The 26,127-nt window shown below is 64.4% G+C and carries 27 protein-coding genes and 1 tRNA gene; 21 read left to right on the forward strand and 7 right to left on the reverse strand.

The genetic code is table 11. The features are described from left to right. Positions 1 to 151 precede the first annotated feature (151 nt). Positions 152 to 1,213: a TraB/GumN family protein gene (locus CVV76_RS01160; protein WP_102222775.1), complete on the reverse strand. Its 1,062-nt coding sequence runs from the start codon at positions 1,211 to 1,213 to the stop codon at positions 152 to 154. A 283-nt stretch (positions 1,214 to 1,496) separates the two neighbouring features. On the opposite strand from CVV76_RS01160, the gene CVV76_RS01165 reads away from it, so the two are divergent. Then, positions 1,497 to 1,784: a co-chaperone GroES gene (locus CVV76_RS01165; RefSeq protein WP_102222776.1), complete on the forward strand. Its 288-nt coding sequence runs from the start codon at positions 1,497 to 1,499 to the stop codon at positions 1,782 to 1,784. Between the two features lie 57 nt (positions 1,785 to 1,841). Continuing rightward, a complete protein-coding gene (gene groL / locus CVV76_RS01170) occupies positions 1,842 to 3,485 on the forward strand; it encodes a chaperonin GroEL (protein WP_102222777.1) in 1,644 nt (547 codons plus the stop codon). Between the two features lie 117 nt (positions 3,486 to 3,602). On the opposite strand, the gene CVV76_RS01175 is transcribed toward groL, so the two are convergent. Continuing rightward, positions 3,603 to 5,648 carry an NADH:flavin oxidoreductase gene (locus CVV76_RS01175; RefSeq protein WP_102222778.1) on the reverse strand — a complete coding sequence of 682 codons (2,046 nt, stop codon included), beginning with the start codon at positions 5,646 to 5,648 and terminating at the stop codon, positions 3,603 to 3,605. A gap of 114 nt (positions 5,649 to 5,762) precedes the next feature. On the opposite strand from CVV76_RS01175, the gene CVV76_RS01180 reads away from it, so the two are divergent. The 7 genes from CVV76_RS01180 to CVV76_RS01210 all read left to right on the forward strand — a co-directional run bounded on the left by CVV76_RS01180 (position 5,763) and on the right by CVV76_RS01210 (position 11,500). Next, the gene (locus CVV76_RS01180; protein ID WP_102222779.1) at positions 5,763 to 6,461 is read left to right on the forward strand and encodes a TetR/AcrR family transcriptional regulator; all 699 of its coding nucleotides are present in this window, start codon (positions 5,763 to 5,765) and stop codon (positions 6,459 to 6,461) included. A 375-nt stretch (positions 6,462 to 6,836) separates the two neighbouring features. Further along, positions 6,837 to 7,643, forward strand: coding sequence for a tonB-system energizer ExbB (exbB, locus tag CVV76_RS25290; RefSeq protein ID WP_269844474.1), 807 nt, complete (start codon positions 6,837 to 6,839; stop codon positions 7,641 to 7,643). 3 nt (positions 7,644 to 7,646) lie between these two features. Next, positions 7,647 to 8,093 (forward strand): TonB system transport protein ExbD, encoded by a 447-nt coding sequence (gene exbD / locus CVV76_RS01190; protein ID WP_102222781.1) that lies wholly within the window; start codon positions 7,647 to 7,649, stop codon positions 8,091 to 8,093. Beyond that, positions 8,090 to 9,016 (forward strand): energy transducer TonB, encoded by a 927-nt coding sequence (locus tag CVV76_RS24575; protein WP_146010220.1) that lies wholly within the window; start codon positions 8,090 to 8,092, stop codon positions 9,014 to 9,016. The genes exbD and CVV76_RS24575 overlap by 4 nt, the downstream gene beginning before the upstream one ends. 255 nt (positions 9,017 to 9,271) lie before the next feature. Then, a complete protein-coding gene (locus CVV76_RS01200) occupies positions 9,272 to 10,819 on the forward strand; it encodes a hypothetical protein (RefSeq protein WP_102222783.1) in 1,548 nt (515 codons plus the stop codon). Further along, positions 10,816 to 11,307, forward strand: coding sequence for a GNAT family N-acetyltransferase (locus CVV76_RS01205; protein WP_102222784.1), 492 nt, complete (start codon positions 10,816 to 10,818; stop codon positions 11,305 to 11,307). The genes CVV76_RS01200 and CVV76_RS01205 overlap by 4 nt, the downstream gene beginning before the upstream one ends. A 116-nt stretch (positions 11,308 to 11,423) precedes the next feature. Next, positions 11,424 to 11,500: transfer RNA gene (locus CVV76_RS01210), tRNA-Arg, on the forward strand. A 50-nt stretch (positions 11,501 to 11,550) separates the two neighbouring features. Here CVV76_RS01210 and CVV76_RS01215 read toward each other — a convergent pair. From CVV76_RS01215 to CVV76_RS01225, 3 genes are read right to left on the reverse strand one after another with little or no spacing between them, the layout of a single operon-like run. After that, positions 11,551 to 12,600 (reverse strand): tyrosine-type recombinase/integrase, encoded by a 1,050-nt coding sequence (locus CVV76_RS01215; protein ID WP_158243083.1) that lies wholly within the window; start codon positions 12,598 to 12,600, stop codon positions 11,551 to 11,553. Then, on the reverse strand, positions 12,576 to 12,809 hold the full coding sequence (locus CVV76_RS01220; RefSeq protein ID WP_102222786.1) for a DNA-binding protein: 234 nt from the start codon (positions 12,807 to 12,809) through the stop codon (positions 12,576 to 12,578). The genes CVV76_RS01215 and CVV76_RS01220 overlap by 25 nt, the downstream gene beginning before the upstream one ends. 16 nt (positions 12,810 to 12,825) lie before the next feature. After that, the gene (locus CVV76_RS01225) at positions 12,826 to 13,503 is read right to left on the reverse strand and encodes a hypothetical protein (protein ID WP_102222787.1); all 678 of its coding nucleotides are present in this window, start codon (positions 13,501 to 13,503) and stop codon (positions 12,826 to 12,828) included. Between CVV76_RS01225 and CVV76_RS01230 the strand changes: the two genes are divergently transcribed. The 12 genes from CVV76_RS01230 to CVV76_RS24580 all read left to right on the forward strand — a co-directional run bounded on the left by CVV76_RS01230 (position 13,496) and on the right by CVV76_RS24580 (position 23,575). Next, complete coding sequence (locus CVV76_RS01230; protein WP_146010221.1) at positions 13,496 to 14,056, forward strand: hypothetical protein; 561 nt, start codon at positions 13,496 to 13,498, stop codon at positions 14,054 to 14,056. The genes CVV76_RS01225 and CVV76_RS01230 overlap by 8 nt on opposite strands. Then, positions 14,053 to 14,778 (forward strand): hypothetical protein, encoded by a 726-nt coding sequence (locus CVV76_RS01235; RefSeq protein ID WP_102222789.1) that lies wholly within the window; start codon positions 14,053 to 14,055, stop codon positions 14,776 to 14,778. Before CVV76_RS01230 ends, CVV76_RS01235 begins: the two co-directional genes overlap by 4 nt. Continuing rightward, positions 14,778 to 15,242 (forward strand): hypothetical protein, encoded by a 465-nt coding sequence (locus CVV76_RS01240; protein WP_102222790.1) that lies wholly within the window; start codon positions 14,778 to 14,780, stop codon positions 15,240 to 15,242. The genes CVV76_RS01235 and CVV76_RS01240 overlap by 1 nt, the downstream gene beginning before the upstream one ends. Positions 15,243 to 15,340: 98 nt before the next feature. Continuing rightward, a complete protein-coding gene (locus CVV76_RS01245; protein WP_102222791.1) occupies positions 15,341 to 15,733 on the forward strand; it encodes a hypothetical protein in 393 nt (130 codons plus the stop codon). Then, positions 15,730 to 15,912: a hypothetical protein gene (locus CVV76_RS01250; RefSeq protein WP_102222792.1), complete on the forward strand. Its 183-nt coding sequence runs from the start codon at positions 15,730 to 15,732 to the stop codon at positions 15,910 to 15,912. Before CVV76_RS01245 ends, CVV76_RS01250 begins: the two co-directional genes overlap by 4 nt. Beyond that, a complete protein-coding gene (locus CVV76_RS01255) occupies positions 15,909 to 16,526 on the forward strand; it encodes a holin-associated N-acetylmuramidase (protein ID WP_102222793.1) in 618 nt (205 codons plus the stop codon). Before CVV76_RS01250 ends, CVV76_RS01255 begins: the two co-directional genes overlap by 4 nt. Then, complete coding sequence (locus CVV76_RS01260; RefSeq protein ID WP_102222794.1) at positions 16,517 to 16,876, forward strand: hypothetical protein; 360 nt, start codon at positions 16,517 to 16,519, stop codon at positions 16,874 to 16,876. The genes CVV76_RS01255 and CVV76_RS01260 overlap by 10 nt, the downstream gene beginning before the upstream one ends. 383 nt (positions 16,877 to 17,259) lie before the next feature. Then, positions 17,260 to 17,613: a transposase gene (locus CVV76_RS01265; RefSeq protein WP_199178460.1), complete on the forward strand. Its 354-nt coding sequence runs from the start codon at positions 17,260 to 17,262 to the stop codon at positions 17,611 to 17,613. Positions 17,614 to 17,686: 73 nt separating this feature from the next. After that, positions 17,687 to 18,775 (forward strand): methyltransferase domain-containing protein, encoded by a 1,089-nt coding sequence (locus CVV76_RS01270; RefSeq protein ID WP_102222795.1) that lies wholly within the window; start codon positions 17,687 to 17,689, stop codon positions 18,773 to 18,775. A 305-nt stretch (positions 18,776 to 19,080) separates the two neighbouring features. Next, a complete protein-coding gene (locus tag CVV76_RS01275) occupies positions 19,081 to 21,315 on the forward strand; it encodes a glycosyltransferase (protein ID WP_102222796.1) in 2,235 nt (744 codons plus the stop codon). Next, positions 21,312 to 22,424: a glycosyltransferase family 4 protein gene (locus CVV76_RS01280; protein ID WP_102222797.1), complete on the forward strand. Its 1,113-nt coding sequence runs from the start codon at positions 21,312 to 21,314 to the stop codon at positions 22,422 to 22,424. Before CVV76_RS01275 ends, CVV76_RS01280 begins: the two co-directional genes overlap by 4 nt. Positions 22,425 to 22,813: 389 nt before the next feature. Further along, on the forward strand, positions 22,814 to 23,575 hold the full coding sequence (locus tag CVV76_RS24580; protein ID WP_146010222.1) for a hypothetical protein: 762 nt from the start codon (positions 22,814 to 22,816) through the stop codon (positions 23,573 to 23,575). Between the two features lie 159 nt (positions 23,576 to 23,734). On the opposite strand, the gene CVV76_RS25295 is transcribed toward CVV76_RS24580, so the two are convergent. Both CVV76_RS25295 and CVV76_RS24585 read right to left on the reverse strand, forming a co-directional pair. After that, complete coding sequence (locus tag CVV76_RS25295) at positions 23,735 to 24,256, reverse strand: hypothetical protein (protein WP_233192658.1); 522 nt, start codon at positions 24,254 to 24,256, stop codon at positions 23,735 to 23,737. A 139-nt stretch (positions 24,257 to 24,395) separates the two neighbouring features. Further along, on the reverse strand, positions 24,396 to 25,823 hold the full coding sequence (locus CVV76_RS24585) for a hypothetical protein (protein WP_146010223.1): 1,428 nt from the start codon (positions 25,821 to 25,823) through the stop codon (positions 24,396 to 24,398). Between the last annotated feature and the right edge of the window lie 304 nt (positions 25,824 to 26,127).

Genomic DNA, 26,127 nt, shown 5'->3' on the forward strand with positions numbered 1-26,127 from the left:
CGTCTTATAGGCACTCGGCCGAAGATTGTCACCCCGGCCTCGCCGCGCCGCGGCATCGCCCGGCGGGGCGCGGCGCGGCAGATCGCGGCGAGGCAGATCGCGGCGGGCCCGGTCGATGTGGCCACGCGATGGGGCGGAGCGGTGGCCGGGATCAGGGATCGAGGCGGGTGAGCGTCCATCCTGCCCCATGCAGCAGCGCGAGCACGCCGTCGCGGCCGCCCAGATGCGCGGCGCCGAAGGCCGCAACCACCGGGCCGTTGGCTGCCGCCGTCTCGATCACCGGTAGCCAGGCGCGGTTGCGGTCGTCGAGCATCACCGACTGGACCTGCGCGAAATCCGCCTTCAGCGCCGCCGGGTCCTCGCCCGGCTGGTCGAGCGACCGCGCGCGGCCAAGCGCCCAGATCAGCTGGTGCTGGCCGCGGAAATAGGCGTTCGCCGTGGTCACGAACATGTCGCCCGAGGGATCGTCCATAGCCAGCGCGCTGCGAATCATCGCGATCTGGTCTCCGGTGCCCAGCGTGTCGAAGATCTTGAATGTGGTGTTCCAGGGCTCGAGCGAGCGCACCGGCACGCCCTCCGCCTCGGCGATCCGGATCAGTTGCCGGTCGAGGCCGCCGCCGGTCGCTTTCTGCGCGTCGCGCAGGCTGGCCATCGCGCAGGGCGGGATCGACAGAATCATCGCCACGTACCAGGGCTGAAACTTGGCGGCGAGGATCGTGGGGATGCCCCGCGCCTTCATCGCCGCGCTCAGCTGCTGCCAGAGCGGTTCGGGCAATTGATCGGGCAGGGTGGGGCCGGAGGTGATGAACATCCGCGACGGATCGGCGGCGATTTCCCGGCTCAGCTTCTGCTGGTCCTCGGCGGAAGCCTCGACCAGAAGCGCCGAGGCGCGTTCGAGGAGCGGCGCGATGCGCGCGCGCATCGGCGCGAAGCGCGGGTCGTCGAGGTGATAGGTGCCGACCAGCGTCACCTGTTCGTCGCCCCGCGTCGCCTGCCAGAGATTGCCGGTGGGGTAGGGCGCGTCGCCCACCAGCCGTGCCTTCTGCGCCGCCGTTATGCCGGCGATCAGGTCGTGGCCCGAACAGGTGGCAGCCGGTGCCGGAGGGGAGGCGGCGGTTTCCGCGTCCACGGGTGCGAGAGCCCCGAGCCATGCGGCCAGCGCGAGGGCCCCGCCTGCCGCCGTTGCACGCCTCAGCCAGCGTCCTGTCGTCATCGTCACACCCCTGTCCTCACACGCCTTACCCCCGGCCTCCCTCCGCGCCGTCCGGTCCGGCGGCCGTCAGCGGAAACCTGCCACCGGAACACCGGATTGCCAACAGCCGCGCCATTCGTCGCCGAGGCCGGGTAGCTTCGGAATGCGGGGCCGACATGCAGGGTCAAAATGCAAGGGTGGATGCTTGACAGGCCCAGACCGGTTGCCTAAGTCCGATCTCGTTGGCACTCACCCCGAGTGAGTGCTAATCAGATTTGAACTGGAACCTAGGGAGTGTTCTCAGATGGCATTCAAACCGCTGCATGACCGCGTGCTGGTCCGCCGCGTCGAAAGCGAAGAAAAGACCAAGGGCGGTCTGATCATCCCCGACAGCGCCAAGGAAAAGCCGGCCGAGGGCGAGATCGTGTCCTGCGGCGAAGGCGCGCGCAAGGACTCGGGCGAGCTGATCGCGATGGCCGTGAAGGCCGGCGACCGCGTTCTCTTCGGCAAGTGGTCGGGGACCGAGGTCACCGTCGACGGCGAAGAGCTGCTTATCATGAAGGAAAGCGACATCCTCGGCATCATCGCCTGATAGGCGCCGGGATCGCAGACTTTTCAACGTAACGTCAGACAACCAGGAGCAAGCAACATGGCTGCCAAGGACGTCAAGTTCAATTCGGATGCCCGCAACCGGATGCTGAAGGGTGTGAACATCCTCGCCGATGCGGTGAAGGTGACCCTCGGCCCGAAAGGCCGCAACGTCGTCATCGAGAAATCGTTCGGTGCCCCGCGCATCACCAAGGACGGTGTTTCTGTCGCCAAAGAGATCGAACTTGAGGACAAGTTCGAGAACATGGGCGCGCAGATGGTGAAAGAAGTTGCCTCGCGCACCAACGACGAAGCGGGCGACGGCACCACCACCGCCACCGTGCTGGCCCAGGCCATCGTCAAGGAAGGCATGAAGTCGGTCGCCGCGGGCATGAACCCGATGGACATCAAGCGCGGCATCGACCTGGCCACCGCCAAGGTCGTCGACGCGATCAAGGCCGCGGCCCGCCCGGTGAACGACTCGGCCGAAGTGGCCCAGGTCGGCACCATCTCGGCCAACGGCGAAGCCGAAATCGGCAAGCAGATCGCTGACGCGATGCAGAAGGTCGGCAACGAGGGTGTCATCACCGTCGAAGAGAACAAGGGCCTCGAGACCGAGACCGAAGTCGTCGAAGGCATGCAGTTCGACCGCGGCTACCTCTCGCCCTACTTCGTCACCAACGCCGACAAGATGATCGCCGATCTCGACGATTGCCTCATCCTGCTGCACGAGAAGAAACTCTCGTCGCTGCAGCCGATGGTGCCGCTCCTCGAGCAGGTGATCCAGTCGCAGAAGCCGCTCCTCATCATCGCCGAGGACGTGGAAGGCGAAGCGCTGGCGACCCTCGTGGTCAACAAGCTGCGTGGCGGCCTCAAGATCGCTGCCGTCAAGGCTCCGGGCTTCGGCGATCGCCGCAAGGCCATGCTGCAGGACATCGCGATCCTGACCGGCGGTCAGGTGATCTCGGAAGATCTCGGCATGAAGCTCGAGAACGTCGGTATGGACATGCTCGGCACCGCCAAGAAGGTCACGATCACCAAAGACGCGACGACCATCGTCGACGGCGCCGGTGACAAGGCCGAGATCGAGGCGCGTGTCGGTCAGATCCGCACCCAGATCGAGGAAACCACCTCGGACTACGACCGCGAGAAGCTGCAGGAGCGTGTGGCCAAGCTCGCCGGTGGCGTCGCCGTCATCCGCGTCGGCGGCATGACCGAAGTCGAAGTGAAAGAGCGCAAGGACCGTGTGGACGACGCCCTGAACGCGACCCGCGCGGCCGTGCAGGAAGGCGTGGTCGTCGGTGGTGGCGTGGCGCTGATCCAGGGTGCCAAGGCGCTTGACGGTGTCGAAGGCCTCAACAGCGACCAGAACGCCGGTATCGCGATCGTCCGCAAGGCGCTGGAAGCGCCGCTGCGCCAGATCGCCGAGAACGCCGGTGTCGACGGCTCGGTCGTCGCGGGCAAGATCCGCGAATCGGACGATCTGAAGTTCGGCTTCAACGCCCAGACCGAAGAATATGGCGACATGTTCAAGTTCGGCGTCATCGACCCGGCCAAAGTCGTGCGCACCGCGCTCGAGGATGCCGCGTCGATCGCCGGCCTGCTGATCACCACCGAGGCGATGGTCGCTGACCGTCCCGCCAAGGATGGTGCCCCGGCCGGCGGCGGCATGCCCGACATGGGCGGCATGGGCGGCATGATGTAATCTGCCGGTCCTTACGGACGACAGGGAAGGGGGCCTCCGGGCCCCCTTTTCCTTTTCCTGCTCATTTTCCGCGCTGCCCCGCGCCCCGTCGGGTGAGGGGGCGCGGGGCAGCGCGGGTCAGAGATCCTTGACCAGGCGCAGCGCGTCGTAGATCGCGGCATGGGTGTTGCGGCTGCTGACCGCATCGCCGATGCGGTAAAGCTGGAACCCTCCATCGGGGTTGGAGGAGACCTGCTGCGGGCGGCCGGCGATCAGCGCCTCGTAATCGACCTCGCCGAGGTTCGACGACAGCGGCTTGAGATCGAAATAGAGATCGTCCAGCGGCATCGTGCCGTAGTTCACCACCACCTGGTCGTAGCTCTTGGTGCTGGTGAAATCGCTGTAGTCGGTGCCGATCGTCGCCACCAGCCGGTTGCCTTCGCGCGTGACGTCCCTGAGGCGGCGGGTGACGGTGAAGGTCACGTCGCGGGACTGCAATTCGCGCATGTAGGGCACGAGGTTCATCGCCATGATGTCGGGGGCGAACATGCGGTCCGGCGTCATCACCTCGACCGTCGCGCCAGCCTTCGCCGCCACTTCCGCCGCCATCAGCCCGGGGTGATCGCCGCTCTCGTCGTAGATCAGCACCTCCTGCCCGGGCTTGGCGTCGCCCGAGATCAGATCCCAGGCGCTGATGACGTTCGCCTGGTCATGGCCGCTTTCGTAGAGCTCGGTGTTGGGCAGGCCCCCGGTCGCGACGATCACCACGTCGGGGGCGAGCGCGGTCACGTCCGCGGCCTCGGCGAAGGTGTTGAAATGGAAGGTCACGTCGCGCGCGGCGCATTGCGCCATGCGCCAGTCGATGATGCCGATCATCTCGCGCCGCCGCGGGTTCAGCGCGGTCAGGCGGACTTGGCCGCCAGGGTCGGGCTGGGCCTCGAACACCGTCACCTCGTGGCCGCGCTCGGCGGCGACGCGGGCGGCCTCCAGCCCCGCGGGGCCGGCGCCGACGACGACGACCTTCCGGCGGATGGCGGCGGGGGTGATCGTGTGCGGCATCGTCAGCTCGCGCCCCGTGGCGGGGTTGTGGATGCACAGCGCCTCGCCCGCCGCATAGATCCGGTCGAGGCAGAAGGTGGCGCCGACGCAGGGACGGATCTCATCCTCGCGGCCCTCGACGACCTTGCGCACGATATGCGGGTCGGCCATGTGGGCGCGGGTCATGCCCACCATGTCGAGAAGGCCCGAGGCCACGGCGTGGCGCGCGGTGGCGACATCGGGAATGCGCGCGGCATGAAAGGTCGGCAGGCCGGTCGCGGCACGGACCGAGCCCGCGAAATCGAGGTGGGGGGCGTATTTCATCCCCTGCACGGGGATCACGTCGGTCATCGCCGGGTCGGTATGGATGCGGCCACGGATGACGTTCAGGAAATCGACGTGGCCCGAGGCCTTCAGCCGGTTGGCGATCTCCAGACCCTCCTCGGGGTCGATGCCGCGGGCCTCGACCTCGTCGGCGGTGAAGCGCACGCCGACGAGGAAGTCGTCGCCCACGCGCTTGCGGATCCCGGCGAGGACGTCCAGCACCAGCTTCATCCGGCTGTCCAGCGTCTGGCCGCCGTAGGGCCCTTCCAGATCGTTGGTCAGCGGCGACCAGAACTGGTCGAGCAGGTGGCCGTAGACCTCCAGCTCCACCCCGTCCATGCCGCCGGCCTTCATCCGCTCCGTCGCGTCGGCGAAATCGCCGATGATCCGCGCGATATCCCAGTCCTCCGCGCGTTTCGGAAACGCCCGGTGCGCCGGTTCGCGGTGCTTCGAGGACGAGACCGAGGGCAGCCAGTCGCCCTTGGACCAGGTCGTGCGCCGGCCGAGGTGGGTGAGCTGGATCATCACCGCGCAGCCGTGTTCGTGGCAGGCGTCGGTGAGGTTGCGGATATGCGGCACGACCTCGTCGCGGTAGGCGAGGATGTTGTTGAAGACCGGGGGGCTGTCCTTCGACACGGCGGCGGATCCCGCGGTCATCGCCAGCGCCACCCCCGCCTTCGCCCGTTCCGCGTGATAGGCGACGTACCGCGCCTTGGGCATCCCGTCCTCGGGGTAGGCGGGTTCATGCGCGGTGGTCATGATGCGGTTCTTCAGGGTCAGATGCTTGAGCTGATAGGGCTGCAGCAGGGGATCGTTCGACATGGCGGGGCTCCGGTTGCTGAGCGAACGATTCCGCAGAATGTTCACTTGTGTCAAGTCCGGGTTCATCGGTGGACATTTTCTTGCCCTGCCGCTGCCCGGCGGCTATGCAGGGGTATGCAGGACGACACCCCACAAAGCGTCGAGACGAGCGCAGAGAAGACCGGCGCGGAGAAGACCGGCGCGGAGAAAGCCGGCGGCTGGCGCGGCTCGCGCGCGCTCTGGCTCGACGCGGCCCGTGCGGCCTTTGAGGAGAGCGGGCTCGATGCGGTCAAGATCCAGCCGCTGGCCGCCCGGCTGGGCCTGGCGCGCACCAGCTTCTACTGGTTCTTTGCCGATCGTGCGGCCCTTCTCGACGCGCTGCTGGAGCTGTGGGAGGCCGGGAATACCGGCTCGCTGGTGGCGGCGACCGAACGCTATTCCGAGACGGTGCAGGAGGCGGTGCTCAACCTCATCGGCATCTTCCTCGAGGACGGGCCGTTCGGTGCGGGGTTCGAGAGGGCGGTGCGCGGCTGGGCGCATGGCGACCCGGCGGTGGCGGCACGGGTAAACGCGGCCGACGCGGCGCGGTTGCGGGCGATCCGGGCGATGTTCGCGCGCTTCGGCTTTGCCGAGGGGGAGGCGGACGTGCGGGCGCGGACGGTCTATCTCGTGCAGATCGGCTATATCTCGATGCAGGTGGCCGAGACGATGGACCTGCGCATGACCCGGATCCCCGATTACGTGAAGACCTTCACCGGCGCGGGGCCGGCACCGGCCGAGATGCGGCGCTTCGCGGCGGCGCATGGTGTTCACAACCCGCCTGCGAGTGGGTAACGAGGGGGGCGAGGTCCCCGCCGGGGATGCCAGCCGAGAGCCAGCGCCATGCCCCTCCGCCACGCCCCTCCCGCTTTGCCGCAGCGACTGCCGGACTGGCTTGTTGCGGGTCTCGTGACGCTGGCACTTATTGGCCCCGCGGTGCTGCCCGGGCCGGCGCTGTCGCAAAGCGCTCTGGCGTCGGGGGAGGATGCGCCTGCGGTGACGGCGCCGGTGCCGCAACAGAGCGTCCCGCAAAACTCCTCGCAAAGCCCATCGCAAAGTCCATCGCCCGGTGCAATCCCCGGTGCCGATGGCGGCCCCCTCCCGAAAGCCGGGGAGTCTGCGGTCCGGGGCGGGAGGACCTCGCCGGGGGCGATCCCGGGGGTGGACGGCTTGCGCGGACCCACCGCGGGGCGGGGGGCGGCGGTGCCCGCGCCCGGTGCGCCTGCCGATACCGCCCGGGCAGGGCCCCACGCCCCCCCCACCGCTGGCCCCGCAGCCCGCGCCGACCTGCCGCGCGACCTGTCGCCCGCGGGGATGTTCCTGCACGCCGATCGGGTGGTGAAGGCGGTGATGATCCTGCTCGGGCTGGCCAGCCTGGCGACCTGGGTGATCTGGCTTGCGAAGATGGTGGAATTCGCGGGCGCCCGCCGCGCCCTTGGCCGCGTGGCGCTGGTGCTGGCCACCGCGCGCAGGCTGGACGAGGCGGCGGAGGCGGGCGCCGGGCCGGGGCCTGCCGCGCTCATGATCGCCGCGGCGGGTGAGGAGGCGGCGCTGTCGGCCGGCGCGCTGGACCGGGCCGGGACCGAGGGGATGAAGGAGCGGGTCGCCTCGGCGCTCGACCAGATCGAGGCGCATGCGCTCAGGCGTATGCGGCGCGGCACGGGCATCCTCGCGACGATCGGGGCGACGGCGCCGTTCGTCGGGCTGTTCGGGACGGTCTGGGGCATCATGAACGCCTTCGTGGGCATCAGCCAGGCGCAGACGACCAACCTTGCCGTGGTCGCCCCGGGCATCGCCGAGGCGCTGATGGCCACGGCCGCGGGGCTGGTGGCGGCGATCCCGGCAGTGGTGATCTACAACCTCTTCACCCGGCGTACGGCGGCCTACCGCGCCGGGCTTCGCGACGTGGCGGCCGGGATCGAGCGGCTGGTCAGCCGCGATGCCGATTACCGCCGCCTGCCCGGCCGGGAGGGCTGAGCCATGGCGCGGCGCCTCCGCCGGAGGGATGACGACGCGGGGCTGGCGGAGGAGGCGCATGAGATCAACGTCACCCCCTTCATCGACGTGATCCTGGTGCTTCTGATCGTGTTCATGGTGGCGGCGCCGCTGGCCACCGTCGATGTGCCGGTCGACCTGCCCGGATCCACCGCGCGGCCTGCGCAGCGTCCTCCCGCGCCGCTTTACCTCACCGCGCAGGCGGACGGGTCGCTGACCCTGGGCGCGCATTCTGTGACGCCGGGGGCGCTTGGCGCGGCGCTTGACCGGGCCAGCGGCGGAGACCGCGGGACGCGGGTGTTCCTGCGGGCGGACAGGGGGCTGAGCTATGGCGCGGTGATGGCGGTGATGAACCGGTTGCGCGATGCGGGCTACCTGAAGATCGCGCTGGTCGGGCTGGAGACGGGCGGTGTCGGAGGGCAGGGCGGGTGACGGGCTGGGCTCAGCGGCTGGAGGCAGAGCGCGGCGGCCGGGGCCGATGGGCCGGGGCCGCGCTGGTCGTGGGGCTCGCCTATGCCGGGGCGGTGGGCTGGGCGCTGGAGGCGCGGCAGAGCCCGTCGCCGCAAGCCGCGGCGCCCGCGGTGATGGTTGACCTATCCCCGGAGGCCAGCGCGGCCGACAGCGCCGCGATGGCCATGGGGCGCCAGCCGCAGGCCGTGCCGGACACGCCGTCACCCGATAGAGCCGCCCCCGACGCGGCCGTGACGCCACCACGTCCCGCCACCGCCCCGGCGCAGGATATTCCCCCGGCGGTGCCAGCGGTCGGCGCGGCGGCGCCTGTCTTGCGGGCATCACCGCCGGGGGCGCAATCGGGGCCACAATCTGTGGCGGTGCTCCGGCCGGACCCGCCGCCGCCGGAACCCGCCAACCCCGCAAGACCACCGCCGGCGGCGTCTTCCGCGGCGCCGGACGCCTCGCCGCGCCCCCATGACCGGCCCGCGGTCTCGCCGGCGCGTAGTCTGCGTGCCAGTCGGAGCGCCAACCGAAGCGCCAGCCAGCGGGCGGCGGCGCCCGTCCGGCAGGCGGCACGGACGACGGCGCCGCGCTCCTCTGCCGGTCAGGCGGCCTCGTCGCGGGCTCTGGCCGACTGGCACGCCCGGCTCGAGGCGCATCTGATGCGCTACAAGCGCTATCCAGCCGGGGCGCGGGCAAGGGGAGAGGCCGGCGTCGTCACCGTCATGTTCCGGCTCGATCCGGCGGGGCAGGTGGTTTCGGTTCGGGTGATTGGCTCCTCGGGTCATGCGGATCTCGACGCCGCGGTGGTCGCGATGGTGCGCCGCGCCTCGCCCATGCCGGCCCCGCCGCCGGGGGCCGAGCTGGCCCTGACCGCGCCGATCCGGTTCACGCTGAACTAGGGGCCGAACCTGCGCCTGCCGCGTCGGGGAAATGCGGCGGTCCGGCGGCGATCCTCGAATGCCCCGGCATGGCGTCAATCCAAGGGAAACCCCTGGCGTCGCCGGAAGGCGTGGGTGGGCCGCCCGCATCCGCGTCATCCCCCCTAGGAGGCGCCCCGAACTGGACACCGGGCGCGCGGGGCGTCACAGTCGGATCAGGGCCCCGGCACCCGGGTGGCCCGCGAAACGACCAGTCCGATGCCAGGAGTTTTCCGGATGAGACCGAAGCCCGCCGCGACCGTTCTGATCGCCGCGCTCGCCCTTGCCGCCCCGATGCTTGCGACGCCGCCGCTCCTGACCGCGGCGCGGGCGCAGACCGGGGGAAGCCAATCTGCGGCGGCGCCCTCCGCCCGTCCGGCCACCCAAGCGGGGGCAACCCGGCTTGAAACCGCGATCTCGGGCTATTTTGGCGATGTGCCCGGGGTCGTGTCGGTGGTGCCGGACGGCGACCACTACACCCTGACGATCGACCCGGCCCCGCTGATCGCGAAGCTGCCGCCGGACGTCAGCGTGACCCTGCCGAGGCTGACGCAGAGGCTGACCGATCTTGGCGGCGGCCTGTGGAAGACCGATATGAATATCAAGGACTTCGACGCCTCGCTGAAGGTCCGCGGCAAGATGGAGCAGTCGCTGCAGATCGCCGATGTCACCTCGACCGGCAGCTTCGACGAGGCGCTGATGGCCTTCCGCGAGAGCCGCACCGGCCTGCGTGACGTCAAGATGACCTCGACCACCCACGACAAGGGCGCGCCGGCGACCCGGACCAGCTATGCGCTCGACCGGGTCGAGGCGCGCGCCACCGTCGGGGGCAGCGCCGACAGTGCCGACTTCAGCGTCGATCAGAGCTTTTCCGGCCTGACCGAGACGGTCTCGATGGACCCGCCGTTGAAGGCCGACGGCAGCCCGTCGGGCCGGGGCCTGAGCTTCACCGCGACCGCCGAGACCGGCCAGCAGAGCATTGACGGCAAGGGGGTGCGCATCGCCGGGATCCTCGGCCTCTACCGCTGGTTCCTTGCCCATCCCTCGGACCTCGAGGTCAAGGCGGCGAAGGACGAGCTGGCCGATGCGATTTCGGCCGCGCTGCCGCTCTTCGACGCGGTCAAGGGCACGAGCCGTGCCGACACGGTGAAGATCCAGACGCCGATCGGGGAATTCGGCATCGATCACCTGGCGGCCGACGTGGACATGGCCGGGGTCGTGCCCGACGGCCGCGTGCGCGAAACCCTCACCCTCGACGGCCTGTCGGTGCCCGAGGGGATGATGCCGCCCTGGACCGTGCCGCTGATGCCCGAGAAGGTGGTGCTGGATCTGCGCGGCAGCGGCTTCGACCTTGCCGCGCCGGCGAAGATCCTGGTCGAGGCGCTGCGCAGCGGCACCGACCCGGGACGCCCCGAGATGAAGGACAAGCTGGCCGCCGCGATCTTGCCCGACGGGCATTTCAAGCTTGCCACCTCGGACAGCGCGGTGATCGGCGACGGCTACGCGCTGACGGTCGACGGTAACGCCCTTATCGCGCCCGAGGGCAGCACGCCCAGCTTCGATTTCCTCGTGACGGCCAAGGGATACGACACGCTGCTCAAGGCGGTCGACGGGATGCCGGATGAGCTCAAGTCCAAGGCAGTGCCGATGCTGATGCTGGCGCGCGGGTTCTCGAAACCCGGCGCGAACGGCGATCTGAACTGGTCGATCCAGTCCTCGCCCGAGGGGCACCTCATGATCAACGGTCAGGACATGGGGCCGCTGAAGGGGAGGAGCAAGCCATGAGCGCGCCGGCCCTTCCCACGGCCGGTGGGGCCACCATCGCCACCGGCGATCCGCTGTCGCCCGCCGTCGCCGACCTGCTGGCGCGGCACCTGCAGCTGATGCGCGACACCTCGCCGCCCGAGAGCGTGCATGCCCTGGACCCGGCCGCGCTGGCGGGGAAGGGGATCCGGTTCTACGTGCTCAGCGACGGGGGCGCGGTGGTCGGGATGGGGGCGCTGAAGGCGCTGACACCCGATCATGCCGAGATCAAGTCGATGCATATCGCGGCCGAGGCTCGGGGTCGCGGTCACGCCCGGCGCATGGTCGCCCACCTGATCGACGAGGCGCGCACGGCCGGCTTTGCACGGCTGTCGCTGGAAACCGGGGTGGAGCCCGCCTTCGCCCCGGCCCGCGCGCTCTATGCCGCGGCGGGGTTCGCCGAATGCCCGCCCTTCGCCGATTATGTGGCTGATCCCAACAGCGTGTTCATGACCCTCACCCTGGGCTGACGCCCTGCCTTGCGCCCCATCTCCCCCGCGACGGCGCCCGGCTCGGGCGCCGCGCTCCGCGTCTGCGCGAGGTTTCACTTGAACCCTGCGGCGCGCTCGGGCATCTGGACGGCAGCGGCCCCGTAGCTCAACCGGATAGAGCAGGGACCTTCTAAGTCCAAGGTTGGGGGTTCGAGTCCTCCCGGGGTCGCCACCTAATTTTTAAGCTGCTGATATTGCTTTATAAAAGTGGTGATTTTGCAGTTAGGAACGAGCTTTTTGCATGTTCTGCTCCTGTTCCACCCCATAAATCGACCGCTTCCGGTTCGCCGCCTCGATGTAATGCTGGACCTCGGAAAGCGTCTCGTGCCCTCCCCAGCTCATCATCGCCAGCGCCGGCGCGCCACGCTCCGCGAGGTCGGTCAGCCGCGCCTTGCGTAGCCCGTGCGCGCTCCTGCCGGTGAGGCCTGCCTCTCGCGCGCTCTCGGCGATCCAGTTGTCCACGGCCTTCGCGGAGCGCGGCTTGCCTGCTGCCGTCGTCAAGTAAAGCATGGCGCCTCCTTGCGCCTCGATGCAGGCCATCAGGTGCCGATGGGTCTCCACGTCCGCGAACGCTGGGAGGGCGCAGCTCCAGGGCACGTGCGCAAGGCCACCCGTCTTCGCCTGGCGGAACGTCAGCACGCCATCCGAGCCGACCATTCCGCGATTCAGCGTGACAAGGTCAGAGATCCGACAGCCCGTCCAGAAGGCCAGCTCGACCGCGAGCCGCCGCGGGCTGTCGATCGGCCATTTCTCGCGAACCTTGGCGATGTCGTCCTTCGTCCAGGCAACGTGGCCCTCGGTTTTCGGCGCCCGCTTGGCCTTGATCGCGATTGACGGGTCGCGCTTGATCAGTCCGGCATCCTTCGCCCAGGTGCAGAGCTGGCGCCAGGCCTTGAGGCGCTGCCGGGACGGATGCGGTTTGAGCTTCGCCAGATCCGATTCAATATGCCGGTCGAGCACGCCAGACATCGGCGCGTCACCGTACTTCTCCGAGATCTCGTCAATGTTCCGGCGGATGATGCGGCGGTAGGCGGACGAGAGGCCGAGATATTGTTCCGACTTCAGGTAGGCCCCACAGGTGGCGGCGATCGAACCGGGCTTGCCCCTGGTCCTCTGCGGCGCGCCCTTCGCGTCCTCCGCGGCCCATGCCGCTACGAAATCCGGGTGCGTCTCCGGCAGGGCGGGGAGGCGGGCGCCGGTGACGCGGTGATACCGATAGCGGCCGACCCTGTTGACGCGGGGAAGCTTCACAGGCCGAATGCCTTGTCGCACGCGCTTTGCTCCTCGCTTTCGCTCTCTGGGGCGCCCTCATAGGGCAGCGTCGAAACATACTCGTCAAGGTCGAGCCGGTCATAGACCCGCTTGCCGCGCAGCTCGCGCCGAAGGATTGGCAGTTTCGCGAGGGTGCTGACCGACACGCCGATGTAGTGCGCGGCCTGTGGCGCGGGCAGGAGGCGGGGGGTGAAATCGAAGGTCAGCATGGTGTGCGACACCCTGTTAAGCTGTGATTGCGGCAGCGGCCTGACCGCCCCACTGATCCGCTGCGGCGGCCATCATCCCGGTTAATGACCGGCTGCGCAGCCGTGCCCGCTCCGGCCCGGGCGGCATGCGGTGAACCTCGTTCCAGCGCTTCCACGCGTCGGAGCCGCGCTCGGGCTCCTCCAGCATGTCGGTCGGCTCCAGCGGGGTCAGACCGCGCAGATACCAGCCGGTGGCCTTGTACCGTGGTTCACCGAACCAGAACGGTTGCACCATGTGCGGTGCCGGAAGATCCGCGGGCATGCGATCCCGCGCGAGATCGTTCATCTCGGGGTTCTCGATTGCGACCCGTGCGATCGGCGCCGACCAGCACGCGGTGAAGACGCTCACGCCTTCCTCGAACTCCGCCCGCATGTCGGCCCAGCTGCGGCCCTGCGGCAGTACCTTCGGCGCGGTCCACTTGCCCGGACCGGACATCCAGCGCCGCCCGGAGCGGCAGAGGCGCGTGCAGGGCGGGTGCAGGACCGCGAGCAGGTCCCAGCCTTCGGTGAGGATCCCGTCGCGCACGTCGCAGCGGATGTGCCGGTTGCTGCCGTCCTCGGCCGGGTCGAGGTCGCAGGACCAGACGTCGTGCCCCCGGGCGGCAAAGGCGCGGCGGGCGATGCCGGAGGTTTCGCAGGCGATGAGGATGCGCATCACGCCCCGCGTCGTGGTCGAGCTCCACCGCGATGACGTCTCGTGGGAGGAGCTGTCGCTCCCCTGGAACGAATGGACGGCGCCCTGGGACGGCACCGCCGAGGATTACGACCGGATCAACGTGCAGATCCAGGTGAGCACGACCGACGACGATCCCGCCGGATCGCCCGTGTGGACGGACTGGCGGACCTTCGTCGTGTCGGACATCACCGCCCGCGCCTGGCGGTTCCGCCTCAAGCTGTCGAGCGAGGACAGCTCGCTGACGCCGGTGGTCAGAAGCATATCCGTGGCGATCGACATGCCGGACCGCTGGATCTCCGGGGCCGATATCGACGTCACGGGATCCGCGACGATCGCCTTCGCAAGCCCGCTGCATTCGCTCAAGGCGTTGCAGGTCGCCCTCTCGAACCTTGAGAGCGGCGATCGCTACGAGATCACCGGCAAAGGGCCCGGCGGGTTCACCATCACCATCTATGACAGCGCGGGCGCGGTCAGCACGCACACCGCCCAGCTGGACTATCAGGCACTCGGATATGGGGTAGAGGCAGCATGAGCCAGACCGATCTTCAACTGACCTCGGGCGTTGCGGGGGCCGATGCCTTCCGGGAGCTCCTCACCATGCTGGAGGCGGTGATCTCGACCAACATCGGAAGTGACGATCCCTCCACCACATGGGCCGGGCAGCTTGTCTACAATTCCACGACCAGCACGCTGAAGATGCGCAACAGCACGAACAGCGGGTGGATCGTGCTCGGCACCTTCGACCAGGCGGCGGGCACCTGGTCGCCCACGGCGGCCGGCGCCACGTTCACCGGCCAGGTCGCGGTCCCGGCGGCGATCGAGGACGGCAACGCCGTGAACCTCGGGCAGATGGAGGGCCGCAAGCAGGCAATCTCCGCATCCGGCGGGGACACCTCCGATCTGACCACCTCGTTCCAGAACCGACTGAGCGTGACGTTCACGGCGACCGGAAGGTTCGTCAGTGCCGCGGCGCGGTTCGCCATCGGCTGCAACCATGACGACGGGTGCGACTTCCTTGCCTACCTTGAGATCTACGACAACACCTCCGGGGCAAACGCGAACACCGGGGCGCAGTTCGGGTCCTCCACGCAAAACCAGAGCGGGCTGGGCTATGCCGCGCCCGCGGCCGGCGGGATCGCCTATGGCAACCTGACCATCGGGCATAGCTACACGATCCGCCTCTGGATGAAGAAGACACAGAACATCGGGCCGAACTATGCGGTCAACATGAGCATCTGGGGGGTGTGCGTCTGATGCAGCTGTTCATCGACGACAAAGGCTATGGAACGCTCTCGACCTCGACGGGGGGCGGCGGGATCGCGGTGACCGAGGCGCAGATCGCGGGCATCATGGATGACATCGCCGCGCGGAAGGTCTTCGCTGTGAAGGGGAAGGGGTTCAGCACCTCTGACCGGGCGGCGGATCCGGTGGCGGCGCCGACCACGATCACCAAGACGCAGTTCTGGCTTCAGGCAAGATCAGCAGGTCTGGTCACCACGGAAGAAGCGGTGACTGCGGTCACGACCGGAACGCTGCCCGCCAGGCTCTCCGAGGCTCTGTCTGCGCGCTCCGACGCCGAACAGGCCGACCTCCAGATCACCATCGCGACCCTGACGACGATCAGCATGGGCGACACGTTCATGAGCTTCGTCGCAGAGGTCTACGATCTCGACGCGGACGCGATCGACGCCTTCTTCACGGCCGCCGCCGCGCGCTAGCGTCCTCCAGCCAGATCCATCGCGACAGACACGCCCGGCCGTCACCACGGCCGGGCGTTCGATTGCCGAGTGCAGACAGACAAGGGGGCGCCGTGCCGATGAAGCTCGAGAAAACCGAAGAGGGGCACACCGTTCTGCGGGTGAACTGGATTGCACTGATCACCATCCTTGGGACGCTCGGCGGCTCCGCCGTCTGGATCGGGTCCGCCGTGTACCAGGTCGGGGCGCAGGTGACCAAATTCCAATCCTCGCAGAACGAGTTGAAGGCGCAGGTCGGCCGGCTTGAGGGCACGGTGGCCCGCACGGCCGCCGACCAGAAGGCCAATGACGCCCGGCAGGATGACCGGATCGACGCCAATAGCGGTCGCATCCGTCAGGTCGAGATCTCGACCGCCTCCACCGCCACCAGCGTCGCCCAGATCGCCAGCGACATGAAGGACATCAAGAGCCTGCTCTACGAGGCTCTCAGGAAAGGAGAACTGCAGCGGTGAAGACCTACAAGCGGGAATTCTTCGGGCTGGTCCTGGTCTTCACGATCGGGCTCGGCACCGCCTCGATCTGGCTCGGTGACCGGGCGTTCGAGGTCTTCAAGCTGCTGCTGGACCCCGCCTTCCTCGGCGCCGCGATGGCGTTCGGGATGGATTGGATGACGAAGAGGAGCGCGCCATGAGCTATTCCGTCGAAGAGATCGCGATGGGGATCGTCGCCCGTGAGGGTGGCTACGTGAACGATCCCGACGACCTCGGCGGCGCCACGAACTGGGGCGTGACCCTCGGGACGATGCGGCGCCTCGGGCTCGACCTCGACCATGACGGCGATGTCGACACGCGCGACGTCCAGCTGCTGACGCAGCGCCAGGCGGTCGAGATCTTCATCGAGCATTATTATCGCCGCCCGCAGATCGACCGGCTCCGCGATCCGAAGCTTCGGGTGCAGGTCTTCGACATGTACGTGAACAGCGGCAACAACGCGGTGAAGATCCTCCAGCGCCTGGTGACGAGCATGGGGTTTCCGGCGGCCGATGACGGGGCGATCGGGCCGAAGACGCTCGGGGCTGTCGCCTCGGCCGAGGCGGCGGCAGGGGGCAGCATTGCCGATGCCTACGCGGTGGCGCGGCGCAGCTATTATTTCGGGATCGCCGACGCGCGGCCGGCGAACCGCAAGTATGCGAGGACGCGGGCAGGGGGGAAGGGCGGCTGGATCCTCCGGGCCGAGGAATTCATGTCGCCGTCCCTGCGGATGACGCAGGCCCAGTTCCGGGCGAGGACGATCGCATGGGGCTGACCGGCCTGCTGGGCTCGCTCGTCGGGCGGTTCGTCAAACCTTTCCTCGGTTACATCGCAGCGGCGCTCGCGGCCCTGGCGCTGGCGGCGGCCGGGGTCGCGTGGTGGCAGATCGACCGCGCCGCCAGCCTCGCGGCCACGCTGGTCACCACCCGGAAGGACCTCGCCGCCTCGGAGGCGCAGGTGGCGGCCTACGAGGAGGCCGCACGCATCCGGCAGGCCGACGATGCCCGCCGGGCCGAGATCGACGCAACCGCGACGGAGAGAGACCATGCGCTGCAATCGGACCCCGGGGGCGATGCGCCTCTTAGCGATTATCTCGCTGGCGCTGCTCGGCGCCTGTGGCCCTGAGCCGGGGGCCGGGGTCACGGCGGCCTTGCGGGGCCTCGACCTGACGGATTGCCCGGGCTGGTCCGGGGCCCGGCCGGCGAACGAGATGGACTTCTCGCTTGCGGCCTCGGCCGAGATGCACGGCCGGCGCTGCGCCAATTCCAAGCTTCAGGCGGTGCGGGACTTCCGCGCCGCGATCGACAAGACAGGCCCGCGCTGAGCGGCCCGAGCGGAGAGAGTGATGACGACGATCAGATTCAAGAAGGGCATGGTTGGATCTGACCGACACGACCTGAGCGGGCCGCAGTCTATACCGCCCTGATCTGGGGGAACTTCAGGATGTTAAGGCGCCCTGTTTAGGTCGGGTGCTCAATTGTAACTGACTTGAAAAGATCAACACCGAAGTGCCCGAATGCCGATCTCTTCAACCGTCGTGGCCGGGACTGACTGACACGTCAGCCGGGCCGGAGGACGAACAGGCCGCGACCGCGCGCCACGCTCAGGACGCGCTGGAAGATGAGGCGATCCATCGCCTCCTGACGATCGCTAGCATCAATCTGACGGTCGCTGCCGGACTGATGGCCGCGATCGGCGGCATCAACCGCTTCAAGTCGCCGCAGAAGCTGGTGAGCTACTTCGGGCTGAACCCGCGCATGCACCAGTCCGGCCTGCTCTTTGGCGGCCTCCTACACCACCGCTCACGGCACTACCGACCGCACCTACTGACACCTCGACGCAACAGCCCCGCGCGCGCCTGAGACAGGCTCTTGTCTGACTTGAATGTGTGCGCCTAAATGACAGGGGTACATTAATATGTTCGGAACTTAGTTCATGGCGTCCAGAGACAAGAAAATTTATAAAATCCCAGTCCTCGGGTATATTCTCCATCTAGTCGAAGCTTTTTTTCGCCTGCCTCGCAACGACAGCCGAGTCGCGCAGCTCCGAGCTAAGACAGATGCGATTGAAAGGGGCGCACACGACCGATCCAACGAACTGCGAAACGAACTTGCTGATCTACAAGGGAGGGTTGCTCTCTTCGAGGACCGCTTCGATGCCATTGAGGCAATGGTTCCTCGGGTCCTGAACGCTGTCGGCACGGTGCCGGCACTCGCGCACAGAGTTGGTAAGGCAGAAGCGTCCTTGGACGTTCTGATGGATAGTAAGGAAAGGCTAGGCACCCTGAGCGAACAGCAGCAGGAGGCTATCGAACAAATGCAGGCGGAATTCGCCCGACGCTTGGCCCCCCAAGACGAAAGAGTGTCTGCGAACGAGCGCTCGATTGCAAGCCTCTGGGAACGCATCGAGTTCGTGCGCCGCGAAATTTTCTATGAATTTCACCATGGATCTGGTCTCTCGCGCTCCAATACGGCGGCGGCTATGCCCGCAAAGCTGCTTGACGAGGCAAAGGTGGAACGGATGCGCGGCGAGGGTAATCTGCGCCTGAATCTAGGCTGTGGTCATATCACGCTCGAAGGCTACGTGAATGTCGACATGCGCGAACTACCGAATGTCGACATAAAGTCGAATGTCGGCGAACTGCCCTTTGAAGAAGGCTCGGTAGACGAGATCTTCTCTTCCCACCTCGTAGAGCACTTCCCTCAGGAGGCGCTACGCCGCAAGCTGCTTCCGCACTGGTTCGCTTGCCTCAAGCCGGGGGGCAAACTCAGTGCGATTACCCCGGATGCCACTGCTATGATCTCGGCGGCTGGTGCTGGAACCTACGGGTTCGAGGATTTCCGCGAAGTGCTATTCGGTGCCCAGGATTATGACGGCGATTACCACTATAACCTTTTGTCGCCTGACAGCATGGCTGAGCTATTGGCTGAAGCCGGCTTCGTCGATATCGAAGTTCCCGTTACCGGGCGACGGAATGGAAAGTGCTTCGAGTTCGAGATCTATGGGAGGAAGCCCGAGGCATAGGGCGCTTGAGATGTTTTCGTCTAGCCCTACCGATCACCGCAGTATTCTTAGGAATACCGAAGTGGCGAGGCGCACCAAATCGCATCAGCGGCCAAGTCTTAAGCGAAGTGTGGCGGAATTCAAGTACGCCTGATTTTCGAATTGCTTTCAAATAACATCTCTATGGTGAGTGGAATGTGCGTTAATTTGGGGGGTGAGGGCGTCGACATGGCAGCTATATTCGATCGTAACTGCCCCGGCACATCTCTCGTTTCTCGGTGCCCTTGGTCTCCGAAATTCGCGGAAGTCGAAGCTTGGAGCGCCGTATGACTTGCACTTCTATTGTGATCGCAACGGACGGTCGCGCCGCCGCCTTGGCCCAGACCCTCAAGTCCCTGCAGTATCTCGAGGGGCCGGAGTTTGAGGTCATCGTGGTGACCGGACCTACCCAAGACGGCACCGCCGAGATCGTGGCCGGATGGGGCGATGCCATCAAGGTATTCAGCACCCCGAACCGGAATCTCTCGGAATCGCGAAACATCGGTATTCGCGCAGCCAGCGGGGACTTCGTCGCCTTCATCGACGACGACGGAAACCCCGAACCCGAATGGCTGAGGCAACTGATTGCACCATTCGAGGACCCCTTGGTCTCCGGTACCGGCGGCTTGGTCATGGATCACACCGGCTGGTGGCCGCAGTACCGCTACGCTTCGGCAAATCGCCTGGGTAATGCCGACTGGCAGCGACAGACGCCCGCGGATCACTTCAACTTCCCCTATTCTTACGAGTTTCCCTACCTTCAGGGAACTAACAGTGCCTTCCGCAAGTCAATGCTTCTCGAGGTTGGCGCGTTCGATGAAGAATACGAGTTCTATCTCGATGAGACGGATGTCTGCTGTCGCATGGTCGACCGTGGCTGGACGATTCGACAACTTCCTGACGCCATCGTGCATCACAAGTTCCTGCCCAGCAAAATTCGCGATGCAAATCGCATCACCCGGGCGCGTTACGCCGTCCTGAAGAACAAGCTGTATTTTTCGCTGATCAACAACCACGGTCACTACTCGGTTGATCATGCTGTGCGCGACATGCTCCGCTTTGCTGAGGACAGCCGGCGGGATCTGGAATTCCATTGCGAAGCCGGGCGGCTTCCTTGGAGCGACCTCGAGGCCTTCGACGCCGATCTGTCGCGCGCTTGGGAGGTCGGCATGCGTCGCGGTCTCAGCGGGCAGCGCAGAACGCTTGAACCCGCGAGTATGCGACCACCCCCGGCCTTCGTCAGCTTTCCACGCCTTACACCCGCGAACGGACGCGAGCACTATGTACTGGTTACGGGGGAATTTCCTCCGGAGCGGGTCGGCGGAATTGGCAGAAACATGCAAGAACTCTCGCGTGGGTTAGCCGCGCGAGGAAACCATGTGCGCATCATCGCCAGCACCGAAGCGCACCCGCGCATTGACTTCGAAGACGGTGTCTGGGTTGAGCGACTGCCGTCGACAAAAGCGCGCTCCTTGCCAGAAGATCTCAGTTCGATGCCCGAACAGCTCTATGCCCGCGCGGCCACCGTCGCCGACCGAATCGAAGAAATAGACCAGACACGTCCGGTTTCGGCAGTCTACGCGCCGATCTGGGATAGCGAGGGGATCGGTGTGCTGCGCCGGCGGAAATTCCCGCTTCTCCTCGCCCTGCAAACGACGCTGCGGTTCTGGCTCGATAGTCACCCACACTGGCTTGATGACGAGCAGTATATGACGAGCCATGGCACGCCAATGCTAAAGGTCGAGAAGGAGTTGCTTTTCAAATCCGATGCCCTCCACGCCAACAGCGCCCAGCTCGTGAAGGGGTTGGTAGATTCCTATGGCATCGACGAGGGAGATTCGCGGGTGAGGTTGATACCGCATGGCCTCGCGGATTGGACTCTGCTGCCGCGCACATCCCCAAAACCGCTTAAGGATGGCATGATCCGCGTCCTGTTTGTCGGCCGGCTCGAACGGCGCAAAGGGATCGACATCCTGCTTGAGGTGGCGCCGAAGCTGCTCGAGAAGTACCCGCATCTGCACTTCGACATCGTAGGCAACAACAAGATCGCGTCGGAGGACGGAAAGACCTACCAGGAACTTTTCGTTGCCCGTAATCATCCCCGGGACATCGCGGAACGGATCCAGTTCCACGGCGAGGTCGACGAGGCCCAGCTACGGGGCTTCTACGAGGCCTGCGACATCATGGTGGGGCCGTCGCGTTACGAATCCTTCGGTCTGATGCTGCTGGAGGGTATGATGTTTGGGAAACCGGTCATCGGCTGCGCCGCCGGCGGTATGCTGGACGTAGTAGAGGATGGCGTCTCCGGCATTCTTGCCCAGCCCGCGGATGCTGACTCGCTAGAGGCCGCACTCGATAGTCTGATAAGAGATCCCGCGATGCGCAGCCACATGGGGGCGGTGGCGCGCGCGCGCTTCGAGACGCATTTCAGCGCCGACAAGATCGCCGAGGAACTTGACATGTTCATGCGGGAGGTAGCGAGTTCCTGGCAGGAAGGTGCGGACCTGGAGGGAGGCACATGACCGTCAGGGTTGTGATCGTTGCGCCGATCCTGGCACGCAATGACGCCATTTCCCGTGCCGCCATCAACAACTGGCGTATCATCGAGGCGTTGGAAGGCTATTCCGCGACATTGATTTCCGGTAGCAACGAGTATCCTGAGGTCCGCTCGACCGTCGTCGGCGAACCGTTTCGCCTGTTCGAACACCCCGATTTCGCCGCCGCCGACGTGATCATCTATCATTTCGGCGTGTTCTCTACGATCTTCAACTACCTGCTGGTCGGCAACGGCAAGGCGAAACAGGTTGTGTATTTTCATAACGTTACGCCTGCCCGATTCCTTCCGGCTGCGGCGAAGCCGATCATTGATCGGTCGATAGAGCAGATTTACCTCTTCTCTGAGGCGGACGCCGTCTGGGCGGCAAGCCAGACGAACGTGCTGGCGCTGGAGGCTCTCGGTCTTCGTCACCCTGCGGTGACAGTCTGTCCGCTCTTGGTCGAGACCCCGGCGCGCTCAGTCCTGAAGGACAAGCCAGACCAGCAAGTCGAGCTCCTGTACCTTGGCAGAATGGTGAAATCCAAGGGCATCATCGACTTGCTCGATGCGCTCGATCGTCTCAATCCATCTGAATTGCCGCCGTTACGTCTGCGGCTGGCGGGGAACGCGAGCTTTTCGGATTCGGGGATCATCGCTGAGATCAACGTTCGGGCAGCGGCCTCTCCTCACCGCATAGAATTCCTGGGCGAGGTGGACGACGCCGCGCGCGATCGCCTCTTGGCCGAGGCGCATGTACTCGTGATCCCCTCCTATCACGAGGGCTTTTGCAAACCGATAGTCGAAGCCTTGCGCGCCGGCTGCATTCCGGTCGGATACGCGGGCTACAATATTCCTCATGTCGCGGGAGATTTAGGCCGTCTCGTGCCTCCAGGTGACATTGTCGCGTTGGCGAACGCCATCGCTGTAGTCGTGGATGGCATCGCGCGCAGCCAGCGCGATACAGAGGCGAGGATCTCTCTCGACAATGGTCTGACCCGGACGGTTGACCTTGAGGCCCTCGTTGACTCGCATGTCGCACAATTTGAATGGAGAGCAGTCTCAGCGAAAATCGCGGAAAGTCTGTTGAAGCTCTGAGTTTACGATCTGTGTCCTCGGTCCGAACTCATTGGTCGCGGACCCGAACAGTCACTGCCGATCAGCACGACTCTGTTGCGCAATTCGGCTTTTAGGCGAGGTTCCCCTATCCCCGGGCAGACTTATCCCACGACCGCAGTGACAGGTATGCCGAGCACGGTTAGCTATTCAGGACGGCTACATCGGTGGGGAAACCGGCCCAGAGCCGACCTTCATCCTTAGCGCTGCGAACTATCCTTCACTCACAAGCGAACGTAGGTCAGAGCTGGTGCGCCGCAGCGATCACCGCACGCGGCGGCCTGTCTAAGCATGTTATTAGCTGGCCGATAGAGTGTCACATGGGTAAGGTCCAGCGAGCTTAACGATTGAATGTTGGCGTCGGGGTGACAATGGACGACTGGGCCAAACTCTTAACTGCGGTTGCTGCGGTCCTTGGCGCGGTTGCATGGCCTTTAGCGCTATTCCTAACAGCTCTACTGTTTAGGGACGTGCTGCGATCCGCCATTAATCGCATTCCATCTATGCTTGATCGCGTAAAGACGGCTTCGATCGCGGGCGTGAAGGTTGAGCTTGAGCGCTTGGCTGATGCGGAAAAGGAAGAGCAAGCCGGGAAGGTCACGCCAAATCAGAAAGACGTTGCCGCCCGAATTGCGGTTGAGAAAAGTGACCTAGGCTCGCGGCCTCTTTTGAATGAACTAAACCGACTGTGCTTTGAATTTGACGCTCTTCGACGCAATCTTCCTTCGGGCGAGATCCGTACACGTGCTATGACGCGAATTGTCGTTCAAATGCGTTCGCTCTCCCCTAGTCTCGTAGAGTTTTTGGATAAGTATAAGGAGTCAGGTTCGGCAGGTAGTCGTTTAGCTGCGATAGCAATGATGCAAATGGTGCCGATGTCAGCTGACATCAGTTGGCTCGAAGACAGGTTCTCGTCCGACCCGCCGTTCTTATTTTATCACGCGGCAATAGCCCTCCAAAACGCTTTGGACACCTCGAACGCAAGAGAGAGAAGACCACAAGAAATACTGGAATCCGCCAAACGCGCGCTAGAAAGAGTGAAGAGCTTTAACGGTGTGCCTGATCGGTCTACAATCGAGGTGCTAGAATTGATGATCACCAGCGCAAACTCAATTACCCGTCGGTATGACTAAGGTCGACATATGCGACGTAACGGCGCGCCAAGCGTAAACCTTTCCGCAAGAAACCTGAGCGGCAGAGAGGGGGTAATGTCGGCCCCAACCGGCTTTCAGGCGGATACCGGCACTGCTGAGGATACAGCCTGCATTTCCGTCATTCTTCCCACTGCCGCACTATTGCGAGTTCTCTGCGTTGCTGGCCTCATACCATTCTCTGATGGCTCTAGACAGCGTTGACAGCGCTGCGCCCCGGCTATTGCGTACATCAAGCATTGCAAAGTCTGCCGTGAACTTCGCCACTCCTTCCCCAGAAGCCGAAAATTCAAAAAGCCCGCTAGAATACTCATCATTTGGATCATAGCCTAAAACGCGCCACGTGCCGATGATCTCTCCGTCACGAGTAATGACGTCGCCCTGAGACAGGCGCGGGTCGAACCCGCTATGTATCCACGCATCGTGGCCGATGAAGTTGATTTGATAAACCAGTCCCATCAAGAGAGACTGTTCCAAATTTCTATTAAACGCAAGTCGTCGGAAACTTCCAAAGGCAGGTATCTTCGGCCCTCTGCCGACCTTCCATTGGGATGGCCAACGTTGCGGCGCGGCCTTTCCGAACCGGTCATCCGTAACCTCGCGCAGTTGGCTCGGGCGAGCAACGGTCAACGTGATTGAAGGAAAGGCCCACAAGGTTTTCATGTTCAATGTCTGTACATGTCAATTGGCCGAGGATTGCGCCGAAATTCGGCATCGCACTCACACACCACTTATACAACCCCATTTCTTAGGCTTCGGAGGGCTGCACAAAATCATGACTTATTCAACTCATCGAAGTCCGTCATCTCAATTTAGATGCGGACGGCGGCCTAAACACGGCTTCAACCAGACTGTGCGTAATCTCGTAACCCGTCTTCGCGTTCACAGCCGCAACACGTTCATAGATGTCGTTGAGACGCTCAACGTCTGCGTCGGTGAACGTAACTATCAAAAAGTGCCCGATACGGGCTTCCTCCGCCTGAAGGTACTTCGGCAGCTGCTTCTCCAAGCCCGACCAGAACTTTGTGTTCTTTGCCAGCTTCATTTCGATCAAGGCTGTCAGAGATGAACCGCGAGACAGTTTAAAGTCCACTGGACCTCGCCCGATGTTCACTTCCGGCGAAACGTCAATATCATTCGCAAGGCAGTAGTGGCGGACAATGCCTAGGAACAAACGTTGACAGGCGCTTTCACTCTTTGGTTGACCGTCGTCGTTGTGGATTAGTTCCCAACCTCCTTGATTTTCGACATAGTTCTTGAAGATCGCCACAAGCTTCATGATGAAATCTGGGAAGTCCTGTTGACCAGTGAACGCTAGTTTCACGGGGTTTTCGCGAACAAATTCCCTCGTCTTGTGATACCACTTCACAAGCCCTTTGGGGTCAGCATCCAAGTCATATGGCGCACCACCGATCCGCTCCAAGAACGCTACAAACTGTTCAACGCTCTGATAGTCCCCAAGGGCCTTCTCAAGAATGATCTCCTTCTTCACGTTGCGGCTGATCTCCTCTCCGAGTTCGGTTCGAAGTTCTTGCGCGTTCTGATCAAAGCAGTAGCCCCAAAAATCATCAGGATTCAGTGTAGGCATCGGCCTAAGGTATTGCTTTGGAACAAGAAGCACCTGTTTGCCACTGAATGGATTTATCGGTGCGTCTATGACTATACGCTCCCACCTGCGCGTCTTAGGGTTAAAGCGACCGCGATAGTGCGGATGTTGTTCGGTCGGGATACCTAGCTCATCGCAGATAGCCTTCGTGTACGCGCCGAAGCGGTGGCGCAATATGTTACCTACAGCATCTGAAACCGTGTCTTCGGCAATGCCCTCCTGAAAAAGTTGCACGGTCTCGAAGTGTCGAGGGTTTGCTAGTCCAAAAAGGATCGCCTTGTGGAACGCCTCGGCAATCAGCTTTGCCTTACCTCCCGCAGCACCAGCTCCGCGAGTACCTGACGCTGTAACTCCCAAACAAAGCTCCTCAACTTCCGGAGTTCCGAGGATTGAGACTGCTTTATTCCATGGGCGCTCAGCTTTGGCTTCGCCTGCTTCAGCTACTAACTGAAAGGCAGCATCATAAAAGTCGATGAGTTCTTGGTGTGCGCCGACAAAGGGACCGAATTCATCTTGGAAAACCAAGAACGGATCGATGTAGAGCTTCGTGTCTAGATTAAGAAGTGGGTCAAACCACGGCTCAGAACCATCGATTTCGACTTTAAAGCATTCGGAAAAAAGCAAATCTACGCCTCACCACCATTGGGATGTATTGAGCTTAGCGTATTCTCGTTTGGCCTGTAGTGACAGCAATATGTTGCTTACCGCATAATCCCTTGCATGTTAAGTTGGACCGGGGTCCAACGTCTATTTAGACCGATACAAGCGTTAGCTGTTGAGTGCATGGCGAACCTCCGCTTTCCGCCCTTTGTGTCGGAGCCTAGGTGAGGGGCAAGGTGGCCCTAGCGCGGGCCTTTGCAATCCTCAGAAAAAATCATTGAGAATCAACGAGCGGGCCTTGGCAATATTTGTGCCGTAAGTCGCTGAT

It is taken from the genome of Acidimangrovimonas sediminis, assembly GCF_002871005.1.
GTDB lineage: Bacteria > Pseudomonadota > Alphaproteobacteria > Rhodobacterales > Rhodobacteraceae > Acidimangrovimonas > Acidimangrovimonas sediminis.

What these genes read in the sequence shown, in the direction of transcription:
- CVV76_RS01160 (WP_102222775.1), bottom strand. Translation starts at nt 1,213, where the DNA reads ATGACGACAGGACGCTGGCTGAGGCGTGCAACGGCGGCAGGCGGGGCC.
- CVV76_RS01165 (WP_102222776.1), top strand. Translation starts at nt 1,497, where the DNA reads ATGGCATTCAAACCGCTGCATGACCGCGTGCTGGTCCGCCGCGTCGAA.
- groL (WP_102222777.1), top strand. Translation starts at nt 1,842, where the DNA reads ATGGCTGCCAAGGACGTCAAGTTCAATTCGGATGCCCGCAACCGGATG.
- CVV76_RS01175 (WP_102222778.1), bottom strand. Translation starts at nt 5,648, where the DNA reads ATGTCGAACGATCCCCTGCTGCAGCCCTATCAGCTCAAGCATCTGACC.
- CVV76_RS01180 (WP_102222779.1), top strand. Translation starts at nt 5,763, where the DNA reads ATGCAGGACGACACCCCACAAAGCGTCGAGACGAGCGCAGAGAAGACC.
- exbD (WP_102222781.1), top strand. Translation starts at nt 7,647, where the DNA reads ATGGCGCGGCGCCTCCGCCGGAGGGATGACGACGCGGGGCTGGCGGAG.
- CVV76_RS01200 (WP_102222783.1), top strand. Translation starts at nt 9,272, where the DNA reads ATGAGACCGAAGCCCGCCGCGACCGTTCTGATCGCCGCGCTCGCCCTT.
- CVV76_RS01205 (WP_102222784.1), top strand. Translation starts at nt 10,816, where the DNA reads ATGAGCGCGCCGGCCCTTCCCACGGCCGGTGGGGCCACCATCGCCACC.
- CVV76_RS01220 (WP_102222786.1), bottom strand. Translation starts at nt 12,809, where the DNA reads ATGCTGACCTTCGATTTCACCCCCCGCCTCCTGCCCGCGCCACAGGCC.
- CVV76_RS01230 (WP_146010221.1), top strand. Translation starts at nt 13,496, where the DNA reads ATGCGCATCACGCCCCGCGTCGTGGTCGAGCTCCACCGCGATGACGTC.
- CVV76_RS01225 (WP_102222787.1), bottom strand. Translation starts at nt 13,503, where the DNA reads ATGCGCATCCTCATCGCCTGCGAAACCTCCGGCATCGCCCGCCGCGCC.
- CVV76_RS01235 (WP_102222789.1), top strand. Translation starts at nt 14,053, where the DNA reads ATGAGCCAGACCGATCTTCAACTGACCTCGGGCGTTGCGGGGGCCGAT.
- CVV76_RS01240 (WP_102222790.1), top strand. Translation starts at nt 14,778, where the DNA reads ATGCAGCTGTTCATCGACGACAAAGGCTATGGAACGCTCTCGACCTCG.
- CVV76_RS01245 (WP_102222791.1), top strand. Translation starts at nt 15,341, where the DNA reads ATGAAGCTCGAGAAAACCGAAGAGGGGCACACCGTTCTGCGGGTGAAC.
- CVV76_RS01255 (WP_102222793.1), top strand. Translation starts at nt 15,909, where the DNA reads ATGAGCTATTCCGTCGAAGAGATCGCGATGGGGATCGTCGCCCGTGAG.
- CVV76_RS01260 (WP_102222794.1), top strand. Translation starts at nt 16,517, where the DNA reads ATGGGGCTGACCGGCCTGCTGGGCTCGCTCGTCGGGCGGTTCGTCAAA.
- CVV76_RS01270 (WP_102222795.1), top strand. Translation starts at nt 17,687, where the DNA reads ATGGCGTCCAGAGACAAGAAAATTTATAAAATCCCAGTCCTCGGGTAT.
- CVV76_RS01275 (WP_102222796.1), top strand. Translation starts at nt 19,081, where the DNA reads ATGACTTGCACTTCTATTGTGATCGCAACGGACGGTCGCGCCGCCGCC.
- CVV76_RS01280 (WP_102222797.1), top strand. Translation starts at nt 21,312, where the DNA reads ATGACCGTCAGGGTTGTGATCGTTGCGCCGATCCTGGCACGCAATGAC.
- CVV76_RS24580 (WP_146010222.1), top strand. Translation starts at nt 22,814, where the DNA reads ATGGACGACTGGGCCAAACTCTTAACTGCGGTTGCTGCGGTCCTTGGC.
- CVV76_RS25295 (WP_233192658.1), bottom strand. Translation starts at nt 24,256, where the DNA reads ATGAAAACCTTGTGGGCCTTTCCTTCAATCACGTTGACCGTTGCTCGC.